At 71.3% G+C, this 23,247-nt stretch carries 18 protein-coding genes and 1 riboswitch; of the genes, 7 read left to right on the top strand and 11 right to left on the bottom strand.

Annotated elements, in window-relative coordinates; genetic code table 11:
* Window positions 1-36: 36 nt before the first annotated feature.
* The 7 genes from CG723_RS46890 to CG723_RS12285 form a co-directional block, all read right to left on the bottom strand.
* Complete coding sequence (locus CG723_RS46890; RefSeq protein WP_199841729.1) at window positions 37-1,017, bottom strand: acyl-CoA dehydrogenase family protein; 981 nt, start codon at window positions 1,015-1,017, stop codon at window positions 37-39.
* Window positions 1,014-2,135 carry an acyl-CoA dehydrogenase family protein gene (locus CG723_RS46885; RefSeq protein WP_199841728.1) on the bottom strand — a complete coding sequence of 374 codons (1,122 nt, stop codon included), beginning with the start codon at window positions 2,133-2,135 and terminating at the stop codon, window positions 1,014-1,016. Before CG723_RS46885 ends, CG723_RS46890 begins: the two co-directional genes overlap by 4 nt.
* Before the next feature lie 30 nt (window positions 2,136-2,165).
* On the bottom strand, window positions 2,166-2,948 hold the full coding sequence (locus CG723_RS12305; protein WP_100593312.1) for an enoyl-CoA hydratase/isomerase family protein: 783 nt from the start codon (window positions 2,946-2,948) through the stop codon (window positions 2,166-2,168).
* 28 nt (window positions 2,949-2,976) lie between these two features.
* Window positions 2,977-4,518 (bottom strand): AMP-binding protein, encoded by a 1,542-nt coding sequence (locus tag CG723_RS12300; protein WP_100593311.1) that lies wholly within the window; start codon window positions 4,516-4,518, stop codon window positions 2,977-2,979.
* A 33-nt stretch (window positions 4,519-4,551) separates the two neighbouring features.
* Entirely contained in the window at window positions 4,552-5,319 is a 768-nt protein-coding gene (gene fabG, locus CG723_RS12295; RefSeq protein WP_100593310.1) for a 3-oxoacyl-ACP reductase FabG, read from the bottom strand.
* A 36-nt stretch (window positions 5,320-5,355) separates the two neighbouring features.
* Window positions 5,356-6,120, bottom strand: coding sequence for an SDR family NAD(P)-dependent oxidoreductase (locus tag CG723_RS12290; protein ID WP_100593309.1), 765 nt, complete (start codon window positions 6,118-6,120; stop codon window positions 5,356-5,358).
* A 68-nt stretch (window positions 6,121-6,188) separates the two neighbouring features.
* A complete protein-coding gene (locus CG723_RS12285; protein ID WP_100593308.1) occupies window positions 6,189-7,346 on the bottom strand; it encodes an acyl-CoA dehydrogenase family protein in 1,158 nt (385 codons plus the stop codon).
* 177 nt (window positions 7,347-7,523) lie between these two features.
* Between CG723_RS12285 and CG723_RS12280 the strand changes: the two genes are divergently transcribed.
* On the top strand, window positions 7,524-8,699 hold the full coding sequence (locus CG723_RS12280) for a thiolase family protein (RefSeq protein WP_100593307.1): 1,176 nt from the start codon (window positions 7,524-7,526) through the stop codon (window positions 8,697-8,699).
* A 70-nt stretch (window positions 8,700-8,769) separates the two neighbouring features.
* On the opposite strand, the gene CG723_RS12275 is transcribed toward CG723_RS12280, so the two are convergent.
* From CG723_RS12275 to CG723_RS12265, 3 genes are all read right to left on the bottom strand, one after another.
* Complete coding sequence (locus CG723_RS12275; RefSeq protein ID WP_234374253.1) at window positions 8,770-9,945, bottom strand: CaiB/BaiF CoA transferase family protein; 1,176 nt, start codon at window positions 9,943-9,945, stop codon at window positions 8,770-8,772.
* A gap of 167 nt (window positions 9,946-10,112) precedes the next feature.
* Window positions 10,113-11,270, bottom strand: coding sequence for an acyl-CoA dehydrogenase family protein (locus tag CG723_RS12270; protein ID WP_100593305.1), 1,158 nt, complete (start codon window positions 11,268-11,270; stop codon window positions 10,113-10,115).
* A 215-nt stretch (window positions 11,271-11,485) separates the two neighbouring features.
* Window positions 11,486-12,778: an MFS transporter gene (locus tag CG723_RS12265; protein ID WP_234374252.1), complete on the bottom strand. Its 1,293-nt coding sequence runs from the start codon at window positions 12,776-12,778 to the stop codon at window positions 11,486-11,488.
* 252 nt (window positions 12,779-13,030) lie between these two features.
* Here CG723_RS12265 and CG723_RS12260 point away from each other — a divergent pair, with 252 nt between their 5' ends.
* The 6 genes from CG723_RS12260 to CG723_RS12235 all read left to right on the top strand — a co-directional run bounded on the left by CG723_RS12260 (window position 13,031) and on the right by CG723_RS12235 (window position 21,277).
* Window positions 13,031-14,221, top strand: a complete 1,191-nt coding sequence (locus CG723_RS12260; RefSeq protein WP_234374251.1) for a TetR/AcrR family transcriptional regulator — start codon at window positions 13,031-13,033, stop codon at window positions 14,219-14,221.
* 64 nt (window positions 14,222-14,285) lie between these two features.
* Window positions 14,286-14,380: riboswitch (TPP riboswitch) on the top strand.
* Window positions 14,373-15,812 (top strand): purine-cytosine permease family protein, encoded by a 1,440-nt coding sequence (locus tag CG723_RS12255; RefSeq protein ID WP_100593302.1) that lies wholly within the window; start codon window positions 14,373-14,375, stop codon window positions 15,810-15,812. (Overlaps the previous riboswitch by 8 nt.)
* A complete protein-coding gene (thiD, locus tag CG723_RS12250; RefSeq protein ID WP_100593301.1) occupies window positions 15,809-16,654 on the top strand; it encodes a bifunctional hydroxymethylpyrimidine kinase/phosphomethylpyrimidine kinase in 846 nt (281 codons plus the stop codon). The genes CG723_RS12255 and thiD overlap by 4 nt, the downstream gene beginning before the upstream one ends.
* Window positions 16,655-16,800: 146 nt before the next feature.
* Complete coding sequence (locus tag CG723_RS12245) at window positions 16,801-18,711, top strand: potassium channel family protein (protein WP_100593837.1); 1,911 nt, start codon at window positions 16,801-16,803, stop codon at window positions 18,709-18,711.
* Between the two features lie 196 nt (window positions 18,712-18,907).
* A complete protein-coding gene (locus CG723_RS12240; protein WP_100593300.1) occupies window positions 18,908-20,035 on the top strand; it encodes a serine/threonine-protein kinase in 1,128 nt (375 codons plus the stop codon).
* 78 nt (window positions 20,036-20,113) lie between these two features.
* Complete coding sequence (locus tag CG723_RS12235; protein ID WP_234374250.1) at window positions 20,114-21,277, top strand: ADP-ribosylglycohydrolase family protein; 1,164 nt, start codon at window positions 20,114-20,116, stop codon at window positions 21,275-21,277.
* Here the strand turns inward: CG723_RS12235 and nhaA are convergent.
* A complete protein-coding gene (gene nhaA / locus CG723_RS12230) occupies window positions 21,271-23,172 on the bottom strand; it encodes a Na+/H+ antiporter NhaA (RefSeq protein WP_100593298.1) in 1,902 nt (633 codons plus the stop codon). The genes CG723_RS12235 and nhaA overlap by 7 nt on opposite strands.
* Window positions 23,173-23,247 lie beyond the last annotated feature (75 nt).

The raw sequence follows: 23,247 nt of genomic DNA, 5'->3' as shown, positions 1-23,247 counted from the left end.
CTCTCCTCGTTGCTGACGGTTGGCGGGGTGCGCTCTCTATCGGCCGGTGGCCGTGATGCGGGTCCACACGCCGCTCTCGCCGGCCTCGGCCGCGCGGCGCCCGAGACTCTCGGCCCAGCGGCGCTCGGAGGCGACGGCGTCGCGCCAGGACCACAGGCGGCGGGTCAGGCGGTGCAGCGGGTACTCCTCGGTGATGCCCATGGCTCCGTGCAGCTGGTGGGCGATCTGGGCGATCTCGGTCGCGGCGGCCGCCGTGGTGATCCGTGCGATCTCGACGGCACCGCTCAGCGTTGCCGCCTCGCTCGCCAGGGCCAACGCGGCGTCGGCCTGCACGAGTTGGACCCGCATGCGGGCGAGGTTGCCGGAGACGGCCGGAATCTTGAGCAGCGGTGCGCCGAACTGCTCCCGCCCGGAGACGTACGTCTTCGTGAGGCGGTACGCGCCCCGGGCTGCGCCCAGTACGGCCGCGGACCACACAAGCGCCAGCCGCTCGCGTACGACCTCGTGCGAGGGGGCGCCGTCGAGGACGATGACCGGGGTGTCCGCGAGCGTCACGGTGTCACGGGGCTCCCCGGCGATGTTGTCGCCATCCCGCACGGTCACCGAGGGGTGCCGCAGGTTCACCAGGAGCGGCGCGGCGCCCGGCGCGCACAGCACGAGACGGGCCGCGTCGCGCGCCCACGGCACGGCGGTCAGTTCGGCGGTGATGACGCCGGAGACCGTCCCGGGCGCCCGGTCGAGAAGCAGAACGGTGGTCAGCTCCCCGTCGAGTTCCCTCGCGTGGCTGAGCACCCAGTCGGCGGTGGACGCCTCGACGACGGGTACGCCGATGCCGTGTCCCGCGAGGGATTCGACGACCACGAGCAGGTCGTCGAGGGAGCCGCCCGAGCCGCCCCTCTCCTCCTCGATGCCGACCCTGGGCAGGCCGAGGTCGCAGAGGCTGCCCCACAGATCGGGCCTGCCGGACGCGGCCAGGTCGTCGACCAGGCTCCGCAGTTCGTCCGCGAACCTGCTCATGAACGGGCCTCCTGTCGGGCGATGAGGGAGAGCAGCACCTCGGCCGCGCCGCCGCGCAGGCTGAAGGCCGGCGAGGCGAGCAGCGCCTGACCGAAGGTGGAGTCGAAGGCGGGGTCCTGGCACAGGTCGGTGCGGCGCAGCGCCTCGATGACGTCGTGCTCGAAGGCGTTGCCCAGGTACTTGAGGGCGGCGGCCTGCTGGACGGGGGCCTGGCCTGCGTCCATGGCACTCGCGACCTCGAAGCAGAGGCGGCGCAGGACGGCGAGACGGGCGACCAACGACCCGAGCAGTGCGTGCAGTTCGCGGTCGTCCCGCTGCCGCGCGGCCTCGGCGATCAGCTCCACGAAGACGGGATAGCTGGACAGGGAGCGCTCGGCGCCGCCGCGCTCGAAGGAGAGCTGCTCGACGACCTGCTTCCAGCCCTCGCCGACCTCGCCGATGACGCGGTGGGCGGGCACGAAGACGTTCTCGAAGCGCACCTCGTTGAAGTGGTGTTCGCCCGCGAGGTCCACGATCGGGGTGACCTGCACGCCCTCGGCGTCCATGTCGAGGATGAACTCGCTGAGTCCGTCGTGCTTGCGCTCCTCGCGCGAGGTGCGGGCGAGGAGGTAGGCGTGGGTGGCGTGGTGGGCCTGGGTGGTCCAGATCTTGTGACCGTTGACCAGCCAGCCGCCCTCGACCCGCTCGGCCTTCGTGCGCACCGAGGCGAGGTCGGAACCGGCCTCGGGCTCGCTCATGCCGAGGCAGAAGACCGCCTCGCCCGAGGCGATCCGCGGCACGATCTCCTCCCGGAGCTCGCGCGTGCCGTGCCGCAGGACCGCGGGGCCGATCTGCCGGTCACCGATCCAGTGCGCGGCGACGGGGGCACCCGCGCGCAGCAGCTCCTCGGTGACGGCGAGCCGTTCGACATGGGTGCGCTCGGCACCGCCGAACTCCGTGGGGTACGTCATCGCGACAAGCCCGCGGGCGGCGAGTTCCTTGCTGAACTCCAGGTCGAAGGAGCGCAGCCAGGAGTCACTGCGTGGGACGTAGCGTCCCGTGTCCCGCCACTCGGCGGTCAACTCGCGTACTTGTGCGCGTAGTTCGGCGCAGGAGTCCGTTCCTGGGGAGTGGTCCATGGTGGCCTTTCGGGCGTAACGGTGTGGAGGTCAGCGGCCGTTGAAGACGCCGGGGCGCTTCTCCTGGAAGGCGGCGAACGCCTCCGCCGAGTCCTCGGTCGAGGTGATCACCGCCATGTGCGACGAGATCAGGTCGAGCGCAGTGCGCAGGTCGTGCCGGGCGCCCTGGCGGACGGCGCGCTTGATGGTGCGGATCGCGACCGGCGGGCGCTCGGCGAGCCTGGCTGCGTACGCGTACACCGCGTCCATCAGGTCCTCGTCCTCGTGCACCTCGTCGACCAGCCCGATGCGCAGCGCCTCGTCGGCGCCGACGAAGTCGCCGGTCCACAGCATCCGTAGTGCGGTGGAGGTGCCGACGGCGCGGGGCAGCAGCCAGCAGCCGCCGTCGCCGGGGACAAGTCCGACCTTGATGTAGCCCTCGGAGAAGCGCGCGCCGCGCCCCGCGAAGCGCAGGTCGCACAGGAGCGCCATGTCCATTCCGGCGCCCACGGCAGGCCCTGCGACGGCGGCGATCACGGGCTTGTCGACGTCCTCCAGTGCGAGGGCGACGCGATGCACGTTCTGGGTGAGCAGTTCCTTCTCCCCCAGCGGCGGCCGCTCCTCGCCCTTGAAAGCCGAGAGGTCGACGCCGGAGCAGAAGGAGCCACCGGCGCCGGTGAGGACGATGACGCGCACCTCGGGGTCACGCTGGGCCTCGGTCAGGGCGTCGGCCCAGGCGTGCACCATGTCGATGGTGAAGGCGTTCTTGCGCTCGGGGCGGTTGAGCAGGATGGTCGCGATCCCGTCGCGGACCGTGTACTCGAGATCGGCCATCGCCGTCCCTTTCTTCAGTGGATGTTCCCTACTCGAGGCCGGCCCGCAGCTCACGCTTGAGGACCTTGCCGTTGGGGTTGCGGGGCAGCACCTCGACGAAGTGCACGCGGTGGGGCTTCTTGTACGAGGCGATCCGCTTCCGCGTGAAGTCGATGAGTTCCTGTTCGCCGGGGGCGTCGGTGCCGCGGCGCAGGACGACGACGGCGGTGACGGCCTCGCCCCACGTCTCGTGCGGGACACCGACGACCGCGGCCTCGGAGACGGCGGGATGTTCCGCAAGGACGGACTCGACCTCGGCCGGGTACACGTTCTCGCCGCCGCTGACGATCATGTCCTTGATCCGGTCGGTGAGGAACAGGTAACCGTCGTCGTCGAGGTAGCCGCCGTCGCCGGTGCACAGCAGGCCGTCGGCGTCGTACAGCGCCTCGGTCTCCTCGGGGCGTTTCCAGTACCCGGGGGTGTTGTGGCGGGAGCGGATGCGGATCTCGCCGGCGGTGCCTGCCGGGACGGGCTTCCCGGTCGCGGTGTCGGCGATGACGACGCCGACGCCGCGCCGCGGCCTCCCCACCGACTTGAGCAGGTGCCGCTTCGGCCCGTCTGCCTCGTGGTCCTCGGGCGGCAGCTGGGTCACCGTGCCGCCGCCCTCGGTCAGCCCGTACTTGCCCATGAAGTGGCAGGCGAAGAGAGTCATCGAGCGGCGCAGGAGCGCGGGGGTGATGGGGGCGGAGCCGTAGGTGATGAGGGTGAGGCGGGAGAAGTCGCGCCGCTCGATCCCGGGGAGCTCGGTGAGCATGTGGAGCACCGAGGGAACGAGAAAGGCGTGGGTGACGCCCTCACTCTCGATGCTCTCGGCCGCCGCGTCCGGCGTGAATTCGGGGAGCATCAGGCTGTTGGCGCCGGCGGTGAGGGCCACACGCAGCCAGCCGAGGCCGCCGATGTGGAACATCGGCAGGGCGTTGAGCGCCACCGACCCGGCCTCCCAGAGGTACTCCTCCAGCTCGGTCGCGTCGGCGTAGAAGTTGCCGTGGGTGAGCAGGACGCCCTTGGGCAGGCCGGTGGTGCCGGAGGTGTAGATCTGCAGGAACACCTCGTCCGCCTCGGCGGCGGTGCCACGGCCCGGGTCGTCGTCGGGGTGGGCGGCGAGCCAGGTCTCGTAGGCGGGTACCTCCGAGTCGTCCGACGGTCCGACGACGACGAGCCGCAGGCCGGGGAGAGCCGCGCGGACGGCATCGGCCGCGGCCCGGAACTCTGGCTCGACGAGCAGGACGCGCAGCTCGGCGTCGCGGGCGACATCGGTCAACTCGGGTGTGGCGAGGCGCCAGTTGAGCGGCACGTTGACCAGGCCGGCCTTGGCGGCACCGACCAGGATCTCGCCCGCTTCATTGCGGGTGCGGGCGAGGAAGCCGATCCGGGACCCGGCGTCGGCGTCGGCGAGGAGGGCCCTCGCGATCCGGTTGCTGCGGGTGTCCAGTTCGGCGTAGGAGACGGTGCTGCCCGCGCACGTGAGCGCGGCGCAGGTGCCGCGCTCACGTGCGTGCAGGCGGATGGCGTCGGGCAGATGCAGGCCCATGAAGGAGTCCCTCGATCATCTTGGGGTGGTGCGTCAGCCCTTGGGGCCGCCGGCGACGTACAGGATCTGGCCGGAGACGAAGCCCGCCTCCTCGCGTACGAAGAAGGAGACCGCCTGGGCGATGTCCTCGGGGCGTCCGCCCCTGCGGACCGGAATGGTCTTGGCATACCGCTCGGTGAACTCCTCGAAGGTGATGCCCATGCGCTGCGCGGTCGCCTCGGTCATCTCGGTGGCGATGAAGCCCGGGGCGACGCAGTTGGCCGTGACGCCGAACGGGCCGAGCTCGATCGCCAGGGTCTTGGTGAGCGCCTGCAGGCCGGCCTTGGCCGAGGAGTAGTTGGACTGGCCGCGGTTGCCGAGCGCGGCTGCGGAGGACATGTTGACGATCCGCCCCCACTTCGCGTCGACCATGTGCGCCTGGCAGGCCTTGGCCATCAGGAACGCGCCGCGCAGGTGGACGCCGATGACGGAGTCGAAGTCCTGTGGGGTCATCCTGAAGATGAGGTTGTCGCGGATGATGCCGGCGTTGTTCACCAGCACGGCGGGGGCGCCGAGTTCGGCGGCGACCCTGGCGACACCGGCCTCGACCTGCTCGGGGTCCGAGACGTCGCAGCTGACGGCCAGGGCGCGTCCGCCCTCCTTCTCGATTTCTTCGACGGTACGGGCGCAGGCGGCCTCGTCCAGGTCGAACACGGCGACGGCGAAACCGTCGCGCGCCAGTCGTGCGGCGGTCGCGGCACCGATGCCCCGGGCGGCGCCGGTGACGACGGCCACCTTCTGGGCGGAGCTGTTTGCGGACACGGGAAACTCCCTGGTCAAGAGCTGGGTGGGGACGGTCTACTTCGGAGCCATGCGGATGGCGCCGTCGAGCCGGATCGTCTCGCCGTTGAGCATGGGGTTCTCGATGATGGACGTGGCCAGATGCGCGTACTCGTCCGGGTTTCCGAGGCGCGAGGGGTGCGGCACCTGGGCGCCGAGGGCGTCGAGGAACTCCTGCGGCTTCTTGTTCAGGAGCGGGGTGGAGAAGAGGCCGGGGGCGATCGTCATCACGCGGATCTTGGCGGCGGCCAGGTCGCGGGCGATCGGCAGGGTCATGCCGACGATGCCGCCCTTGGACGCGGAGTAGGCGCACTGCCCGATCTGGCCCTCGAAGGCAGCGGCGGACGCGGTGTTGATAATGACGCCGCGCTCCCCGTCGACCTCCTCGGTCCGTGCCATCTCGGCGGCGGCGAGGCGCAGCACGTTGAAGGTGCCGATGAGGTTGACGCCGACGACGAACTCGAAGTCCTCTAGGGCGTACGGCGTTCCGTCGCGCTTGACGGTGCGTCCGCCCTTGCCGAGGCCGGCGCAGTTGACCGTGATGCGCAGCGGGGCCTGCGCCGCCGCGGTGGCCACGGCGCGGGCGGCGTCGTCGGCGCTGCGGACGTCACCGGCGACGAAGTGCGCGCGTTCGCCGAGCTCCTTCGCGACGTGTTCGCCGTTGGAGGTGGGCAGGTCGAGCAGGACGACGTGGGCGCCCTGGCCGACCAGGCGGTTGGCGGTGGCGAGGCCGAGGCCCGACGCGCCACCGGTGATGACGGCGGAGACTCCGTTGATCTGCATGGTGTGGGTTCCGTTCCTGGATGGGGTGCCGAGGTGCTCGGCGGGTCGGAGGCCGATGGACCGGCGGGTCAGAGGCCGATGGATTTGGCGATGATGGTCTTCATGACTTCGCTGGTGCCGCCGTAGATGCGCATGACGCGGGTGTCGGCGTACAGGCGGGCGATCGGGTACTCGAGCATGTAGCCGTAACCGCCGTGCAGCTGGAGGCACTTGTCGATGACGCGACCGGCGGTCTCGGTGCACAGGAGCTTGGCCATGGCGGCGTAGTCCGCGGACAGCTCGCCTCGCGCGTCGCGCTCCAGGGCCTCGTACGCCATGAGCCGGGCGGCCTCGACCTCGGTGGCGCACTCGGCGAGGACGAACTTGGTGTTCTGGAAGGACGCGACGGACCTGCCGAAGACCGTGCGGTCCTGGGTGTACTCCTTGGCGAACCGCACGGCGGCCTCGGCCGCGGCGGCCGCCTGGACGGCGATGACGAGGCGCTCCCGGGCCAGGTTGCGGCCCAGGTAGAAGAAGCCCTCACCCTCCTCGCCGAGGAGGTTCCCGACAGGGACCTTGACGTCGGTGAAGGACAATTCGGCGGTGTCGGAGGCGTGCAGGCCTACCTTGTCGAGGCTGCGCCCGACCGCGTAGCCCTCGCTCGTGGTGTCCACGACGAGGACGGACAGGCCCTCGCGGCGGTTGTCGGCGGGGGCGGGCGAGGTGCGGCAGACCACGAGGACCAGGTCGCACTGGATGCCGCCGGTGATGAAGGTCTTGGCGCCGTTGAGGACGTAGTGCGTGCCGTCCTCGGAAAGGACCGCCTTCGTCTGGATGCCGGCCAGGTCCGAGCCGGTGCCGGGCTCGGTCATCGCGATGGACAGCATGATGTCGCCGGAGACACAGCCGGGGACCCAGCGCCGCTTCTGCTCTTCGGTCCCGAAGTGCAGGAGGTACGGCAGGATGATGTTGGCGTGCGTCATGGCGGTGCCCACGGTGGCCCCGGCTCGGGCGACCTCCTCCGCGAACACGGCACCGAAGTGGTGACCGGTCTCGGCGCCGCCGCCGTACTCCTCGGGCACCTCGATGCCGAGGATGCCCAGCTCCCCGAGCTTGCGATAGAAGTCGCGCGACACGGCCTTCACGGCCACCCAGTCCTGCAGGTGCGGAACCGCTTCCTTGGCGAGGAAGTCCCGGACCACCTGCCGGAACGCCTCGTGCTCCTCGTTGAAAACCGTGCACGGCATGACGCCCTCTCTCCTGATCGTGGGTTAGCCGGTTTTCACTTTTACGCTCGTTTCCGTAGCTGTCAAGGCGTTCAGAATGCGAGAAGCACCCTGGACATCGAGGTTAGGTTGGAATAACTTGTTGGCCAGTCGCGCCCGTCCGCGACCGCGCCCCTCCCCCTCTTCCAGGAGCAGCCCATGCGTGACGCAGTGATCGTCGATGCCGTGCGGACCCCGGTCGGCAAGCGCGGCGGTTCCCTCGCCGGCATCCACGCCGTCGATCTGTCCGCCCACGTCCTGACGGCCCTGGCCGAGCGCACCTGTCTCGACCCCGCCACCGTCGACGACGTCGTGTGGGGCACCGTCTCCCAGGTCGGCGAGCAGGCCGGCGTCGTCGGCAGGTTCGCAGCACTCGCCGCGGGCTGGCCCGAGTCCGTCCCCGGTGTCTCCGTCTCCCGCGCCTGCGGCTCCTCCCAGCAGTCCGTGCACTTCGCCGCGGGCCTGGTCGCCGCCGGTCAGTACGACATCGCCGTCGCCGGTGGCGTCGAGTCGATGAGCCGGGTGCCGATGGGCTCGGCCCGCAGCGTCCCGGACGCCGGCAAGGCGTACGGCCCGCTGGTCCTCAACCGCTACTTCCCGGACGGCGACGGCGAGTTCGACCAGGGCGTCGGCGCCGAACTGATCGCCGAGCAGTACGGCTTCAGCCGTGCCCAGCTCGACCGGCACGCCCTGGACTCGCACGAGCGCGCCGCCCGCGCCATCGACGAGGGCCGCTTCACCGGGCAGATCACGCCCGTCACAGTCACCGCCGAAGACGGCACCACGCGCGTATTCGACACCGACGAGGGCGTCCGGCGCGGATCGACCCTGGAGAAGCTCGCGAGCCTCAAGACGCCGTTCAAGGCAGACGGTGTGGTCAGCGCGGGCAACTCGTCCCAGATCTCGGACGGCGCCGCCGCGCTGCTCATCACCACGAGCGAGATCGCGCGGCAGAACCGCTGGACCCCGATCGCCCGCGTGCACACCGCGGTGCTCGCCGGCGCCGACCCTGTCACCATGGCCCTCGGCCCCGCACCTGCCACCGCCAAGGCTCTCAAGCGCTCCGGCCTCTCCATCGGCGACATCGGCGCGTTCGAGATCAACGAGGCGTTCGCCCCGGTCACCCTGGCCTGGCTCAAGGAGACCGGCGCCGACTACTCGCTGATGAACCCGCTCGGCGGCGCCATGGCCATCGGCCACCCGCTCGGCGGCTCCGGTGCCCGTCTGATGACGACGCTGGTCCACCACATGCGTGACAACAACATCCGCTACGGCCTCCAGGCGATGTGCGAGGCGGGTGGCATGGCCAACGCGACGATTCTCGAACTGCTCTGATACATCCGGGAGTTCACACCAAAGCAGAAAGGGGAGGGCCGCCGGCGGCGGCCCTCCCCTTTCTGCTGCGTCAGCCCTTCGGAGCGAGAGCGTCGATCGCGGACACGTCCAGGCCGGCCTCTTCCAGGACCTCGCGGGTGTGCGCGCCGACCATCGGCGCGGGGCTGGGGGTCGCGGCCGGAGTCCCTTGGAAACGAGGGGCGGGCGCCGGCTGGAGCAGACCGTTGTCGGTGTAGTACGTGCCGCGGGCCACGTTGTGCGGATGTGTGGCGGCCTCGGTCAGCCCGTACACCGGCGTGACGCAGGACTGTGTGCCATCGAAGACCTTGGTCCACTCCTCGCGGGTGCGCCCTGCGAAGATCTCGGCGAACCGCTCCCCCATCGCAGGCCAGGCCGCCCGGTTGTGCTGCTCGGCGAACAGCGGGTCGTCGCCGAGGCCCAGGACGTCACGGAGCACCGCGTAGAACTGCGGCTCGACGCTGCCGACAGCCATGAAGCCGCCGTCGGAGGTGCGGTAGGTGCGGTAGAAGGGGGCGCCCCCGTCGAAGAGGTTGACGCCACGCGCGTCCTCCCACCGGTCGACTGCCAACAGACCGTGGATGAGGGAGAGTTGTACGGCGGTGCCGTCGGTCATGGCGGCGTCGACGACCTGGCCCTTGCCGGTGCGGGCCGCGCTGACCAGGGCGGTGGTGATGCCCAGGGCGAGCAGCATGCCGCCGCCGCCCATGTCGCCGATGAGATTCAGCGGTACGGGCGGGTTCTCGTCGGCGGCGCCGAGCGCGCCCAACGCACCTGCCACGGCGATGTAGTTGATGTCGTGCCCGGGAGCCTGGGCCAGCGGCCCGTCCCGACCCCAGCCGGTCATCCGGCCGTAGACCAGTTGGGGATTACGGGCCAGGCAGGCCTCCGGGCCGAGGCCCAGGCGCTCGGCGACACCGGGGCGGAAGCCTTCGATGAGCGCGTCGGCGCTGTCGACGACGGCGAGGACGGCCTCGACGCCCGCCGGGTCCTTGAGGTCGAGGGCGACCGAGCGGCGGCCCCGGTGCAGGATCGGGTGCTTGGAGGCGGTTCCGGCCTCGGCGGGGCGGTCGACGCGGATGACTTCGGCGCCCTGGTCGGCGAGGAGCATGCCGGCGAAGGGCCCCGGGCCGATGCCGCCGAGCTCGACGACACGGATGCCGGCCAGCGGTCCTGCGGAGGGTGAGGTGGAGGGGGTGGAAGTGGCGGCGGTGGGTGCAGTGCTCACGGAAAGGCGGCTCTCTCGGGCGGCGGGAAAGGGAACGCGGGCGGAGGGCATCGGGAATGGCGGGAAGGGGGAACGGCCGCCCTGCCGTGGGTGGGGCAGGGCGGCCGGAGTGCGCCCGGGCCGGCCCGCCGGGGGTGATCGGGCGGCCCGGGCACGTCGGGGCGGACCTACAGACCCAGGTCCTTCGCGATGATCGTCTTCATGACCTCGCTGGTGCCGCCGTAGATGCGGGAGACACGGGTGTCGGCGTACAGACGGGCGATGGGGTATTCGAGCATGTAGCCGTAACCGCCGTGCAGCTGCAGACACTTGTCGATGACGCGCGCGGCGACCTCGGTGCAGAACAGCTTGATCTTGGCGGCGTCGGCGGGCGACAGCTCGTGCCGGTCGTCGAGTTCGATGCCCTTGTCGACCATGGCCTGGGCGGCCTCGACCTCGGCGGCACACTCGGCGAGGACGAACTTGGTGTTCTGGAAGGCGGCGACCGGCTTGCCGAAGACCTGGCGCTCCTGGACGTACGCCTTGGCGAACTGGATCGCGGCGCTCGCGGTGGCGACACCGCCGACGCCGATGGAGAGGCGCTCGCGAGCGAGGTTGTTGCCCAGGTAGGAGAAGCCCTTGCCGACCTCGCCGAGGACGTTCTCCACCGGCACCTTGACGTCCGTGAAGGACAGTTCGGAGGTGTCGGAGGCACGCAGACCGATCTTGTCCAGCTTGCGGCCGTACGCGAAGCCCTCGCTGTCCGTCGGGACGACGAGCAGTGTCAGGCCGAAGCGGCGGTCCTCGGCCGTGGGCGGGGAGGTGCGGGCCACGACGACGCACAACTCGGAGTTGAGGGCACCGGTGATGAAGGTCTTCGCGCCGTTGAGGACGTAGTGGGTGCCGTCGTCGGACAGCTCGGCCCGCGTCCGGATGCCCGCGAGGTCGGAGCCGGTGCCGGGCTCGGTCATCGCGATGCACAGGGTGATCGCGCCACTGGCGATGCCCGGCAGCCAGCGCTTCTTCTGCTCCTCGTCTGCGATGTTGAGCAGGTACGGCAGGACGATGCCGGTGGTGACGGTGTAGTGCCCGAAGGAGACCGCGACTCGCGCACACTCCTCGGTGATCACCGTCTGGTACTTGTAGCTGGTCTCGCCCGGGCCGCCGTACTCCTCGGGGATGCCGAAGCCCATGACGCCCAACTCGCCGAGCTGGTGGAAGAGTTCGCGCGGGACGCGGTTGTCCCTCTCCCACTCCTCGTAGCGCGGGGACACCTCCTTGGCGATGAAGTCCCGGACGACGGACCGGAACGCCTCGTGGTCCTCGTTGTAGACAGTGCGCTTCATATCTCGTCACTCCTGGGATTCAGCGGTATCCGCCGTCGGCGGACAGGGCCTGGGCGCTGATCCGGTTGGACGAACACCTCGTCGCCGACGGCGACTCTCGTTGCCCGGCCAGCAAGTTATTACAGATTCACTTTCTTGCTCGTTTGGCCAGGTGTCAAGCCATCTTTTGTTGAGAATGATAGTTTTCAATGCATAGCAAGGTGTGCGGTCGGCGGTCAGGACGCCGCCGCCAGGCGCGCCGCGTCGCGGTCGGGGTCGACGAGCAGGAGCGCGGCGACGGCCCCGATGATCATCGTGAAGCCGAGGACCAGGAAGCCGTCCCCGTAACCGGCCGCGGCGGACGTGCCGGCGTCGGCCAGCCTGCCGATCACCAGCGGGGCCACGACCCCACCGAGGCTGTAGATGCCGGTGACGATCCCGAACACGGTGCTGCGCTGACCGGTCGGCGCGACATCAGCGAGCCCGGCGAAGGCGACGCCGTATCCCGCGGAGTTCAGACAGGCGCTGATGACGAGCAGCGTCATCTGCGGAACGCCGCGGTCCAGCGAGGAGAAGGCCACCGTGCACACCCCGGAGGCGAGCACCATGGCGGCAGGCAGAATCCCGCGGGTGACGCGGTTTCCGACCCCTCTCCTGGTCAGGGCGCTGGAGAGGACCCCGACGAGGATGACGGCGACGGCGGCACCGAGAAAGGGGAGGACGACCAGCTTGCCCGCGGTGGTGGCGTCGTAGCCCAGACCGTCGCGCAGGTAGAGCGGCAGCCAGCTGACGCCGACGGAGGTGTTGGCGTACGCGACGAAGAACAGGAGCGCCATACCGATCAGTGTTCCCGTGGAGAACAGGCGCCGCAGCGGCACATGCTCGGGCAGCGCCGTCGCCACTACGTGGTGATCGCCGGCCCGCGCACCCTCGGGCCCAAAGTCGCCGCCGAGCAGCCAGAGCACGGCGAAGACCGCACCGAACGCCGCGAGGACACCGAAGGCCGCGTGCCAGGAGTACGTCTCGATGACCCAGGTCAGCACGGGGGCCGCGATCAGCGGGCCGGCCCCGGCGCCGGCGATGACGATCGAGCTGGGCACGCTCCGCCGGTGCGCGGGGAACCACGAGTGCGCCACCTGCATCGCCAGCGCGACGGTCGGCCCCTCCGCGAAGCCGAGCAGCACCCTGCAGGCGACGATGGTGGTGAAGCCGACCTGGGCGGCCATGGGCACGAGGCTGAGCACCCACAGCGCGGCGATCCCGGCCAGGAGCCAGCGCGCCCGCACCTTGCCTCCGAGCCAGCCGCCGAGCACGGAACCGACGGCGAAGAGCCAGAAGAAGCTGCTCTGGATGACGCCGAACTGGGAGCTGTCCAGGCCCAGTTCCCGCTTCATACCTACGCCGGACAGGCCCACGACGACCTTGTCGGCGAAGTTGACGAGCATCAGACAGACCAGCAGCGCGAGGACGAACCACGCCCGGCGCCGCACGGCGGGCACACGGGCCCCAGTGGCGGTCGCAAGCGGCAAGCCGGGCACTTCTTGTCGATCGACGGCCATGGCGGCCCTCCCTGGTCCAAGGGGCTGATGTGAGCAGGAAGTGAAACACCTCTAACCAAGTTGCACAATGGATCAGACGTAGATTCCGGAGCACAGGCCGATCGGTCAGCAGCTGAGTGATTTTTGTCTAACGTCACACCATGCGGTTTACTTGTTGATCACGGTGGTGCTCGGATGTTGTACCTTTGCCGAAGACGGCCGGACGGCGAGGGGCGAACTGGGATGCAGACGGAAGCGTCGGGTCGGACGACCGCGCGCAGACCCCCGGACCGCAAGGCGCGGATCGTCGCCGCGGCAGCCCGGCTGTTCCGCGAGCGCGGCTACCACAACGTGTCGGTGGCCGACGTGGCGGCCGAGGTCGGCATCACCGCACCCGCCCTCTACCGGCACTTCCGAGGCAAGCCCGATCTGCTGCTCCACGTCGTGGACACCACGGTCAACACGATCCTGGAGTCCCTCGTCGCGGCTCCGGACCTGGATTCCTACCTCCGCACGACGGCCAACGAGACCATGGACCGTCGCGGCTCGGCCGTCCTGTGGCAGCGCGAGGCCAGGCATCTGCCGGAGGACCGCCGCAAGGAACAGCGCCGCGCGCTCAACGACGTCGCCGACCGGATCGCCGCCCTGATCGGGGACGAGCGCCCGGACCTCGACGAGCCCGACCGCCAACTCCTCGCGTGGTCCGTCCTGTCAGTGTTCGGCTCCATCTCCTGGCACCGCACGTCGCTGCCCCGCCGCCGTTTCGAAGAACTCCTCTACCGGCTCGCACACGCCGCCGCGCACTGCCCGCTCGGGGCGAGTACCGGCGATGAGGCGGGAACTGCGCCGGGTGGATACGCGGGCCTCGCGGTCTCCCGCCGCGAGGAGATCCTCGTCGAGGCGATCCGCCTCTTCGACGAGCGGGGCTTCCAGTCCGTGAGCACCGACGACATCGGCGAGGCCGCCGGAGCGACGGGCCCCAGCATCTACAAGCACTTCCCCACCAAGACCGACCTGCTCGTGGCCGCCGTGATGCGCGGTGGCGAGCAGCGGCGCGCGGGCACGGCACAGGCACTCGCCAAGCCCGGCACCCCGCGTCAGACCCTCGACCGGCTGCTGCGCTCGTACATCGAATTCACCCTGAGTCAAAGCCACTTGATCGGCCTGCTGATCGGTGAACTGGACCAGCTCCCCGAGAAGGAGCGCAAGGCGGCCCGGCAGAATCAGCGGGAGTACCTGGCGCTGTGGGTGCGCCTGCTCGACGAGGTGCGCCCCGGACTCGACACCGCCGAGGCCAGGATCGTCGTCACCGCGGTGCTGACAGTCATCGACAACGCGGCCCGTACGGGCTCCACGGGCGACCGCACGGATCTCGCCGACCGCCTCGCCGAACTCGGCACGGCACTACTCCTGAGCGAGAACCCGCCCGCATAGATTCGTGGCCGGCAGACCGCCCCCCTGGTGTGCCTCCCGGGACGGGGAAGCTACCCTGGCCGACGTACCAGACACGGGGTGCCCCGCACGAGGGCTGAGATCACACCCGTCGAACCTGAACCAGTTAGCACTGGCGGAGGGATGTCAGCCAATGTCGTTGCCCCATGCCCCGAGCAGCACCCGGGCCACCGGACCGCGCTCCGTCTTCGACGGGCGGATGCCCGCGGCGCCCGGTGACCTGCACGTCGAGGCGCGCGGAATCGCGCCGGTCCCCGAGACCCACCGCTATGGCGGCGCCGGGCGCCTGTTCACCGTGTGGTTCGCCCCGAACCTGACCATGACCGGCGTCTTCACCGGCACCGTCGGCATCGCACTCGGCCTGGACTTCGCCACCGCACTGGCCGCCGTCGTCATCGGCACCCTCGTCGGCGCCGTGCCCACCGCGTATCTCGGTACGTGGGGCAGCGCGACCGGCGCGGGGCAGCTCCCGCTGGCGCGGCTCGCGTTCGGCCGGGCCGTCGCGGTGCCCGGCGTCCTGCAGTGGCTGTCGTCGGTCGCCTGGGACGCGCTGATCGGCCTGTTCGGCGGTGACGCGCTCGCCCGGTTGTGCGGCTGGCCGTTCTGGGTCGGCGTGCTCGTGATGATGCTGGCGCAGGGCGCGCTGGGCGTGCTCGGCTACGAGGCCGTCCACCGGCTCCAGAAGCTGATGACCTTCGTACTGGCCGCCGCCTTCGTGGTCCTCGCCGTCAAGCTCCTCGACGGTGTCCATCCGGTCACCAACGGGGCCGCGCACGGCGCCGACCAGGCCGGTGCGTTCGTCCTGACCAGCACGATCGCGCTCAGCCTGTCCCTGTCCTGGGCCCCCTACGCCAGCGACTTCAGTCGCTACCTTCCGGCGGCCACATCCCGTAAGCGCATGTTCTGGTTCACCCTCCTCGGCGTCACCGTTTCCTTCGTCGCCGTCCAGGCGCTCGGGCTGTGGGGCGCCTCCGTCTTCACCGACCAGACCGCGCGCGGCGTCGACGAGCTGCTCGGCGGCGGCGTTCTCGGCTCCTTCGGGCTGCTCGCCGTGGCGCTGGCGGCCCTGTGCAGCAACGCCATGAACGACTACAGCGGCTCGCTGGCCCTGCAGACCATCGGCGTCCGGATCCCGCGGCCGCTCGCGGCGGCGCTCGCCGCGGTGCTCGGCTTCCCGCTGGTGCTGTGGATGCACGCCGCCGACACCGCGGCCCGCTTCCAGAACGTGCTGCTGTTCGTCGGCTACTGGATCCCCGGATTCGTCGCTGTCGTGGCCGTCGACTGGTTCGCGCGCGCCAGGGCCCGGGGCGGCGCGCCGGTCGACCTGGCCGCCGAGTCCGCCCGGCAGCAGCCCTGGTGGCCCGGGCTCCTCTCCTTCGTCGCCGCCTTCGCCGCGGCGGTCCCGTTCATGGACAGCGGCCTGTACGTGGGCCCGGTCGCAAAGGCCCTGCACGGCGCCGACCTCGCGTACTACGTGGCCTTCGTCGCCGCGCTCGTCGTGTACGCGCCCCTGAGGCTGCGCCGCCCGACCTCTGACGCCCGCACCGCACCGTACGAGGAGGCCCGCGCATGACCGTGCCTGCGAGCGGCGGACGCGTCGCGCCGCCCCGCGTCCTGACCGTCGCCGGATCGGATTCGGGCGGTGGCGCCGGGATCCAGGCCGACCTCAAGACGATGCTGGCGCTCGGTGCCCACGGCATGAGCGTCCTGACGGCCGTCACCGCGCAGAATTCTCTCGGGGTCCAGGGAGCGTGGGAACTCCCCGTCGACGCGGTGCGCATGCAGTACCGCAGCGTCGTGGACGACATCGGCGTCCAGGCGGTCAAGACCGGGATGCTCTCGTCGCCCGTCCTCGTCGAGGCGGTGGCCGAACTGCTCGCCGGCACGGACGCCCCCGTGGTCGTGGACCCGGTGAGCGTCTCCAAGCACGGCGATCCCCTGCTCGCCGAGGACGCGCTGGACGCCGTACGCACGAAGCTGCTGCCGGTCGCGACGGTGGCCACGCCGAATCTGGACGAGGTGGCGCAGCTGACCGGCCTCGCCGTCACGGACGACGACGGCATGCGCCGGGCCGCGGCACGGCTCCTGTCGTTCGGCCCGCGCTGGGTGGTCGTCAAGGGCGGGCATCTGCCCGGGGCCGCCGTGGACCTGCTCACCGACGGCACGGAGGAGCACTGGCTGCGCGCTCCCCGCCACGACAACCGGCACACGCACGGCACGGGTTGCACCCTGGCGTCGGCCGTCGCTGTGGGCCTCGCCCATGGCCTGCCCGTGCCGGAGTCCGTCCGCCTGGCGAAGGAGTACGTCACGGGGGCGATCGCCGCCGGGTTCGCGCTGGGGTCGGGCATCGGCCCGGTGGACCATGGGTGGCGCCTGCCGGGCGACCGGTCCATGGGTGCCGGGAAAACGGACTGACTCCGCCGGGTACCACCTGGTGGACGCGCAACACGCCCACCTGCACACAATCAGGGCCCGATGCGCGGGCCCGCCCTCCCATCCACTTGACTGTTGCCATGACCACCCTGCCCCGCCAGCATCAACAGGCCCCACCGACCGGCCACATGATCGTGTGCGGTGGTGACGCGCTCGCCGAGCGGCTCGCCGCCGAACTGCGCGCCGTGTACGGCGAGCGGGTCACAGTCGTGGTGCCCTCCGTACGCGTCACCAGGCAGGGCGCCGGTCCGGCCGGACGGGCGCGGGCGGCCGCCCTGCTCTCGCGGATGCAGGCGGTCATGAGCCGTACCGTGTCCACCGTGGCCGGCGACGGCGTTCCGCCGCCGCGGGTCATGGAGGCGCCGGAACTCGACGAGGAAGCGCTGGCCGAGGCCGGTGTGGCCGACGCCGCCGCGCTGGCCCTCGTACACGGCGACGACGAGACCAACATCCGGGCCGCCCTGGCCGCCCGCCGTCTCAACCCCCAGCTGCGCCTGGTCATCCGGCTCTACAACCGCAAGCTCGGCCAGCACCTGGAACACCTCCTCGACCAGGCCGCCGCGCTCTCCGCCCCCGGCGTCGACCCCGAGGCACTGGACACCACGACGACCGTGCTGTCCGACGCCGACACCGCCGCACCGGCGCTCGCGGCCACCGCCGTCGCCGGTACCAGCAAGGTCGTCCAGGCCGACGGGCTCCTGCTGCGCGCCGTGGAGCGCACCCCGCCGGGCCGGGGCGAGGTCGCCGACCCCGGCCTGTGCACCCTCGCCCTGCTGTCCGCGACCGCCAACGACCCGGCGGGCGCCGAGGGTTCGGACGTGGGCGGCGAGGAAGGCCCGCTGCTGCTGCCCGACGAACGCACGGTCGCCGCCGCGACCGGGCGTGGCACGGTGGTCCTGGAGGCCGTCTCCCCCACGGTCGCCACTCCCAACGGCCGCGCGAGCAGCCGCCGTATGCCCCTCGGCTCGCTGTTCTCGCGCCGGCTGCGCTGGTCCCTCGCCGGTCTCGTCACGAGCGTCCTCGGCCTCGCCGTCGCCTCCTGGGCCACCACCGGCGACCACCCGCTGCACGCCGGATACCTCACGCTCCTCGACCTGTTCGCCATCGACGACCCGGCCATCGGGGAGCCGCTCGCCCGTCAGCTCCTCCAACTCCTCACGGGACTGGCCGGACTGCTCCTGCTGCCCGTGCTCCTCGCGGCAGTCCTCGAAGCGCTCGGCACCTTCCGTACGGCATCGGCCCTGCGCCGTCCGCCGCGCGGCCTGTCCGGTCACGTCGTGCTCCTCGGCCTCGGCAAGATCGGCACCCGCGTCCTGGCCCGCCTGCGTGAACTCGGCATCCCCGTCGTCTGCGTGGAGGAGGACCCCGAGGCGCGCGGCGTCGCCCTCGCCCGCCGCCTGCGCGTACCGACCGTCATCGGCGACGTCACCCAGGAAGGCGTCCTGGAGGCCGCCAAGGTGCACCGCGCCCACGCCCTGCTCGCCCTCACCAGCAGTGACATCACCAACCTCGAGGCCGCGCTCCACGCGCGGTCGGTCAAGCCCGATCTACGGGTGGCGCTGCGCCTGTTCGACGACGGTTTCGCGACCGCCGTCTACCGCACGCTCCGCTCCGCGCATCCCCGGGCCCTGACCCGCAGCCGGAGCGTCTCCACGCTCGCCGCACCCGCGTTCGCGGGCGCCATGATGGGCCGCCAGATCCTCGGCGCCATCCCCGTCGAGCGCAGCGTGCTGCTCTTCGCCGCCCTCGAGGTGGCGGGACATCCGCTGCTCGACGGCCGGACCGTCGCCGACTCGTTCCGGGCCGGTGCCTGGCGGGTGATCGCGCTCGACGCGACGGCGCCGAGCGAGCGGCGCCCCGACCTGGCCGCGTCCCCCGCCGACGACGACCCCGACCGCCCCACGGGCCTCGTGTGGGACCTTCACCCCGGGTATGTGCTGCGTTCCGAGGACCGCGTGGTGCTCGCCGCGACGCGCCAGGGCCTGGCCGAACTCCTGCGGCACGGCCCCCTGGCCCGTACTCGTGCAGGCGACCCCTAGGAGGCACAGCGCCCGGTGTGATCTCCACCTCTCACCTTCTGTACGAGCCACCCGGCGAAGTGTGATCATCGGCTCTCCGCGCGCCTTATCCTTGATCCCGCCACACCCCTCCCGCTCGTCCTCGCGCTCGCGCGGGGCGAAGTACGTTCCGTGGCAACCAATTTGACGGGGCTGTCTTTCAAGGGTGGTGCGCAGGTTGTTGCTGGCGGATCGGTACCGGTTGCACAAGGCGATAGGCCGCGGCGGTATGGGCGAGGTGTGGCAGGCGACCGACGAGATGCTCGGCCGGCCCGTGGCCGTGAAGCTGCTCCTCGCGCAGGACGCGGATCCGTCCGCGGCGGCCAGGTTCCGCATGGAGGCGCAGACTTCGGCGTCGCTCAGCCATCCGCACGTGGTGGGTGTCTACGACTTCGGCTCCTGGGAGCAACGCTTCTACCTCGTCATGGAACTCGTCGAGGGCGGCAGTCTGGCCCACGAGACCGCGGGCGGCGCACGGCTGACGCCGGAGCGCGTGGCCGACATCGCGGCCGGCGCGGCCGCCGGTCTCGCGGCCGCCCACCGTCAGGGCGTGGTGCACCGGGACATCAAGCCGGGGAATCTGCTGCTCACCCCCGACGGCACGGTCAAGCTGGGCGACTTCGGCATCGCCCGCTTCCTGGACGATCCCGCCGCCGGGCTCACCACCACCGGGCAGATCGTCGGCACCGGCCTGTATCTGGCACCCGAGCGCGCCCTCGGCAAGAACGCGGGTCCGCCGTCCGACGTGTACTCGCTGGGCTGCGTGCTCTATCAACTCCTCACCGGAAACCCGCCGTTCCGCGCCGACACCGCGACCGGCCTGCTCTACCAGCACGTGGACACTGCGCCCGTCGCCCCGGGGCGGCTCGGCATCCAGCTGCCCCCGTCGTTCGAGAACTATCTGCTCGGCCTGCTGGCCAAGCAGCCGGAGGACCGGCCGACGGCCCAGGAGGTCACGGACTGGTTCCGTACAGGTGCCTGGCAGGGCCGTCCCGAACCCCTCCCGGAGCCCGTGCCGGTGGCCCCCGCGCCTGCGCCCGTGCCGCACCGTCACACCGCCCCGGAGATCCGGACCACTTCCACGACCTATCAGCTGCCGTCGTCCGGCCGGGCGTCACGCCGCGGGGCGGCCCGGCGCGGCGGCGTCATGGCGGCGGCGAGACGCAGACCGAGAACCATCGGGGCCATCGCCGCTGCCGCTCTCTTCGTCGCGTCCCTCCTGATCGGCATGGCGTGGTTCGCCCCCGACGACAGTGCCGCGACCACACCTACGGGCGCACCGTCGCCCGCCGCGTCCGCGCACTGACGGGGCACGCGTTCCGGCGGAGCACGCTGCGGCGATGATGGGTGCGCCGTCTTCTGACCGACCACCATGGAGCTCACCGTGCACACCCGATCCTGGGCCGATCTCGCCGTCCACCGCAGCCGGGTACGCGGTTGTCTCCTCGGCGGCGCGATCGGTGACGCAATCGGGTACCCCGTCGAGTTCCTCTCCCTCGACGCGATCCGCGCCACGCACGGCGCGGCCGGGGTCACCGGCCTGGTGCCCGACGCCGACGGTGTGACGGGCCGGGTCAGCGACGACACCCAGATGACCCTGTTCACCGCCGAGGGGCATCTGCGGGGGTACTGCCGCACCCGGGACCGCGGCATCGGCGGCGCGGAGGCGCAGATCGTGCGCGACGCGTATCTGCGGTGGCTGGAGACGCAGAACCACCCCGGTCCGCCGCCCGAGGAGGACCTGCGCCACCGCATCGGGTGGCTGCGGCACGAGCCCTGGCTGTACGCGCGCCGCGCGCCCGGCAACGCCTGCCTCAGCGGCATCGAGGCGGGCTTCGCCCCCGACCCGTACGGGAAGCCCACCGGTGAGCCGGGGCCGGTGAACCCGAACTCCAAGGGCTGCGGCGCCGTCATGCGATCCGCGCCCTTCGGCCTGACGGACCTGGGCGCCCGCCGGTCCTTCGAACTCGCCGCCCAGTGCGCCCAGATCACGCACGGACACCCCACCGGCTACCTCGCCTCCGGTGCGTTCGCCGCCCTCATCAGCCACCTCGTCGACGGCGAGTCCCTGGAAGGCGCGGTGCTGCGCACCCTGAGGCTGCTCGCCGGCTACCGGGGCCACGAGGAGACCACGGCCGCGCTGAGCCGGGCCGTCGCGCTCGCCGACGAGGAGGGCGAGGCGACCCCGGAGAGGGTCGAGACGCTCGGCGCCGGATGGGTCGCGGAGGAGGCCCTTGCCATCGGGGTGTACGCGGTGATGGCCCGTACCCGTCCGCAGACCTTCTACGTCGGCAAGGAGGGCACCGTGTGCAACCCTAAGCCGCCGCGCACCCCGATCGAGGCCGCGTTCCTGCTCTCGGTCAACCACTCGGGCGACAGCGACTCCACGGGCTCCCTGTGCGGCAACATCCTCGGCGCGCTTCACGGTGACGTACACCTCCCGCACCAGTGGCTGACGGCGATCGAGGGACGTACCGCCGTCGCCCGGCTCGGCGACGACATCGCGGCCGAGATCCGGCACGGCGAGAAGCGTCCCTGGAACTACTGACGCCGCGGCCCGCGCCGGCCGGCCAGCACCGCCCGCTCCTTCGCCGCGCGTACCGACGCCGACAGCCCGTCGATGTCGTACGCCCCGTGGTGGCGCCGTCCGTTGACGAAGAACGTGGGGGTGCCCGAGACGCCGCTGAGGTCGGCCGACTCAAGGTCCTCGGAGACCCGCCCCACTCCGCTGTGCGCCCGCAGGTTCTTGTGGAACCGGTCCGTGTCCAGGCCGAGTTCACTCGCGTACTTGAGGAGGTCGGCGGCCCGCAGCGCGTCCTGGTGGGTGAACAGCAGGTCGTGCATCTCCCAGTACGCGCCCTGCTCCCCGGCCGCTTCGGCCGCCTCCGCGGCGAGCTGGGCGTGCGGGTGTACGTCGTTCAGGGGCAGGTGGCGCCAGACGTAGCGGATGTCGCCGAAGCCGGCGAGGAGATCCCGCACGACGGGTTCGGCCTGTCCGCAATAGGGACACTCGAAGTCGCCGTACTCGACGACCGTCACGGGCGCGTGCCGCGGTCCGCGCATGTGGTCGCGGTCCGGGTCGACCGGCACGGCGAGGTCGACGATGCCTTCGGCCGTTCCGAGGAGGGCCCTCATCCGGATGGGGCGGGGCAGGACTCCGATGACCCAGGAGACCAGCCAGGTCATCAGGAACGCGCCGACGACCGCGCTGAGGATGCCGATCTTCGCCTCGGCCAGTTGGTCGCCGTCGAACGCGAGGGTGGCGATGAGCAGGGCCACCGTGAATCCGACGCCCGCGATGGTTCCCCCGGCCGTGGTGGCGCCCCAGCCGACGGACGGGCGCAGCCGGCCGCGGCTGAGCCGGGTCGTCAGCCAGGCCGCGCCGACGATGCCGAGCGGCTTGCCGAGGACGTAGCCGAAGAGGATGCCGAGGGTGATCGGCGAGGCGAACGCGCGGGCCAGTTCGCCGCCGCTGAGCTCGATGCCGGCGTTGGCGAGGGCGAACAGCGGCACGATCACATAGCTGGTCCACGGGTGGTAGAGGCGCTGCAGCCGCTCGTTGGGGGACAGGGCCGACGCGAGGCCCCGGCGGACCGACCGTTCCAGTTCGGGGGTCGGCTGCTCGCGGAAGAGCCGGAACAGGCCGCTCGCCCGCTCCAGCGCGGTACGGCTCGCCGGGTAGGCGAAGGTCAGCAGCCCCATGGCCAGGCCGATCACGACGGGATCCACGCCCGACTCCAGCAGCGCCACCCAGACCGCGCCGGCCAGGAGCACATACACCCAGCCGCGCCGGGTGCCGGTGGCCCGTACCAGAAGGATCACGCCGAACAGGCCGAGTGCCACCAGCAGGGCGGGAACGTCGATGTCTCCGCTGTAGGCGACAGCGATGATGATCAGCGCCACGAAGTCGTCGACGACGGCCACGGTCAGGATGAAGATACGCAGCCCGCCGGGCAGCCGGTTGCCGAGCAGCGCCAGCATGCCGAGGGCGAAGGCCGTGTCGGTCGACATCGCGGCGCCCCAGCCGTGGGCCGTGCTCTGCCCCGCGTTGATGGCCAGGTAGACGGCGACGGGGACGACCATGCCGCTGAGTCCCGCGACGAGGGGCAGCGTGACGCGCCGGCGTTCGCGGAGCTCCCCCATGTCGAACTCGCGCCGCGCCTCCAGGCCCACGACGAAGAAGAAGAACGCCATCAGGCCGCTGTTGACCCACTCCCGCAGGTCCAGCGACACCCCGGCGGACCCGATCCGGACGGAGAAGTGCGTCCCCCAGAATTCCTCGTACGTGCCGGGTCCGATGTTCACCCAGGCCAGTGCCGCGAGCGCGGCGACGAGCAGCACGGAGGCGCTGCCGGTCTCGGTGCGCAGGAAGTCGCGCAGCGGTGTGCGCAGCTCCTCGCCGCTCGTCGTCTGCCCGTCGAACCCCGAGCTCATCGGCGGCATTCCCGTCTCTCGGCGGCCCGCGCGGACCTGGCCGGCGGCTGCTCGGGCGAGCGCCCGAGCGCGGTGAGACGTTAG

It is taken from the genome of Streptomyces sp. CB01635 (assembly GCF_002803065.1).
Lineage (GTDB): Bacteria > Actinomycetota > Actinomycetes > Streptomycetales > Streptomycetaceae > Streptomyces.
The sequence above is the reverse complement of the archived record's forward strand: the minus strand, read 5'-3'. Positions and strand labels throughout refer to the sequence as shown.

What these genes read in the sequence shown, in the direction of transcription:
- CG723_RS46890 (WP_199841729.1), bottom strand. Translation starts at nt 1,017, where the DNA reads ATGAGCAGGTTCGCGGACGAACTGCGGAGCCTGGTCGACGACCTGGCC.
- CG723_RS46885 (WP_199841728.1), bottom strand. Translation starts at nt 2,135, where the DNA reads ATGGACCACTCCCCAGGAACGGACTCCTGCGCCGAACTACGCGCACAA.
- CG723_RS12305 (WP_100593312.1), bottom strand. Translation starts at nt 2,948, where the DNA reads ATGGCCGATCTCGAGTACACGGTCCGCGACGGGATCGCGACCATCCTG.
- CG723_RS12300 (WP_100593311.1), bottom strand. Translation starts at nt 4,518, where the DNA reads ATGGGCCTGCATCTGCCCGACGCCATCCGCCTGCACGCACGTGAGCGC.
- CG723_RS12290 (WP_100593309.1), bottom strand. Translation starts at nt 6,120, where the DNA reads ATGCAGATCAACGGAGTCTCCGCCGTCATCACCGGTGGCGCGTCGGGC.
- CG723_RS12285 (WP_100593308.1), bottom strand. Translation starts at nt 7,346, where the DNA reads ATGCCGTGCACGGTTTTCAACGAGGAGCACGAGGCGTTCCGGCAGGTG.
- CG723_RS12280 (WP_100593307.1), top strand. Translation starts at nt 7,524, where the DNA reads ATGCGTGACGCAGTGATCGTCGATGCCGTGCGGACCCCGGTCGGCAAG.
- CG723_RS12270 (WP_100593305.1), bottom strand. Translation starts at nt 11,270, where the DNA reads ATGAAGCGCACTGTCTACAACGAGGACCACGAGGCGTTCCGGTCCGTC.
- CG723_RS12260 (WP_234374251.1), top strand. Translation starts at nt 13,031, where the DNA reads ATGCAGACGGAAGCGTCGGGTCGGACGACCGCGCGCAGACCCCCGGAC.
- CG723_RS12255 (WP_100593302.1), top strand. Translation starts at nt 14,373, where the DNA reads ATGTCGTTGCCCCATGCCCCGAGCAGCACCCGGGCCACCGGACCGCGC.
- thiD (WP_100593301.1), top strand. Translation starts at nt 15,809, where the DNA reads ATGACCGTGCCTGCGAGCGGCGGACGCGTCGCGCCGCCCCGCGTCCTG.
- CG723_RS12245 (WP_100593837.1), top strand. Translation starts at nt 16,801, where the DNA reads ATGATCGTGTGCGGTGGTGACGCGCTCGCCGAGCGGCTCGCCGCCGAA.
- nhaA (WP_100593298.1), bottom strand. Translation starts at nt 23,172, where the DNA reads ATGCCGCCGATGAGCTCGGGGTTCGACGGGCAGACGACGAGCGGCGAG.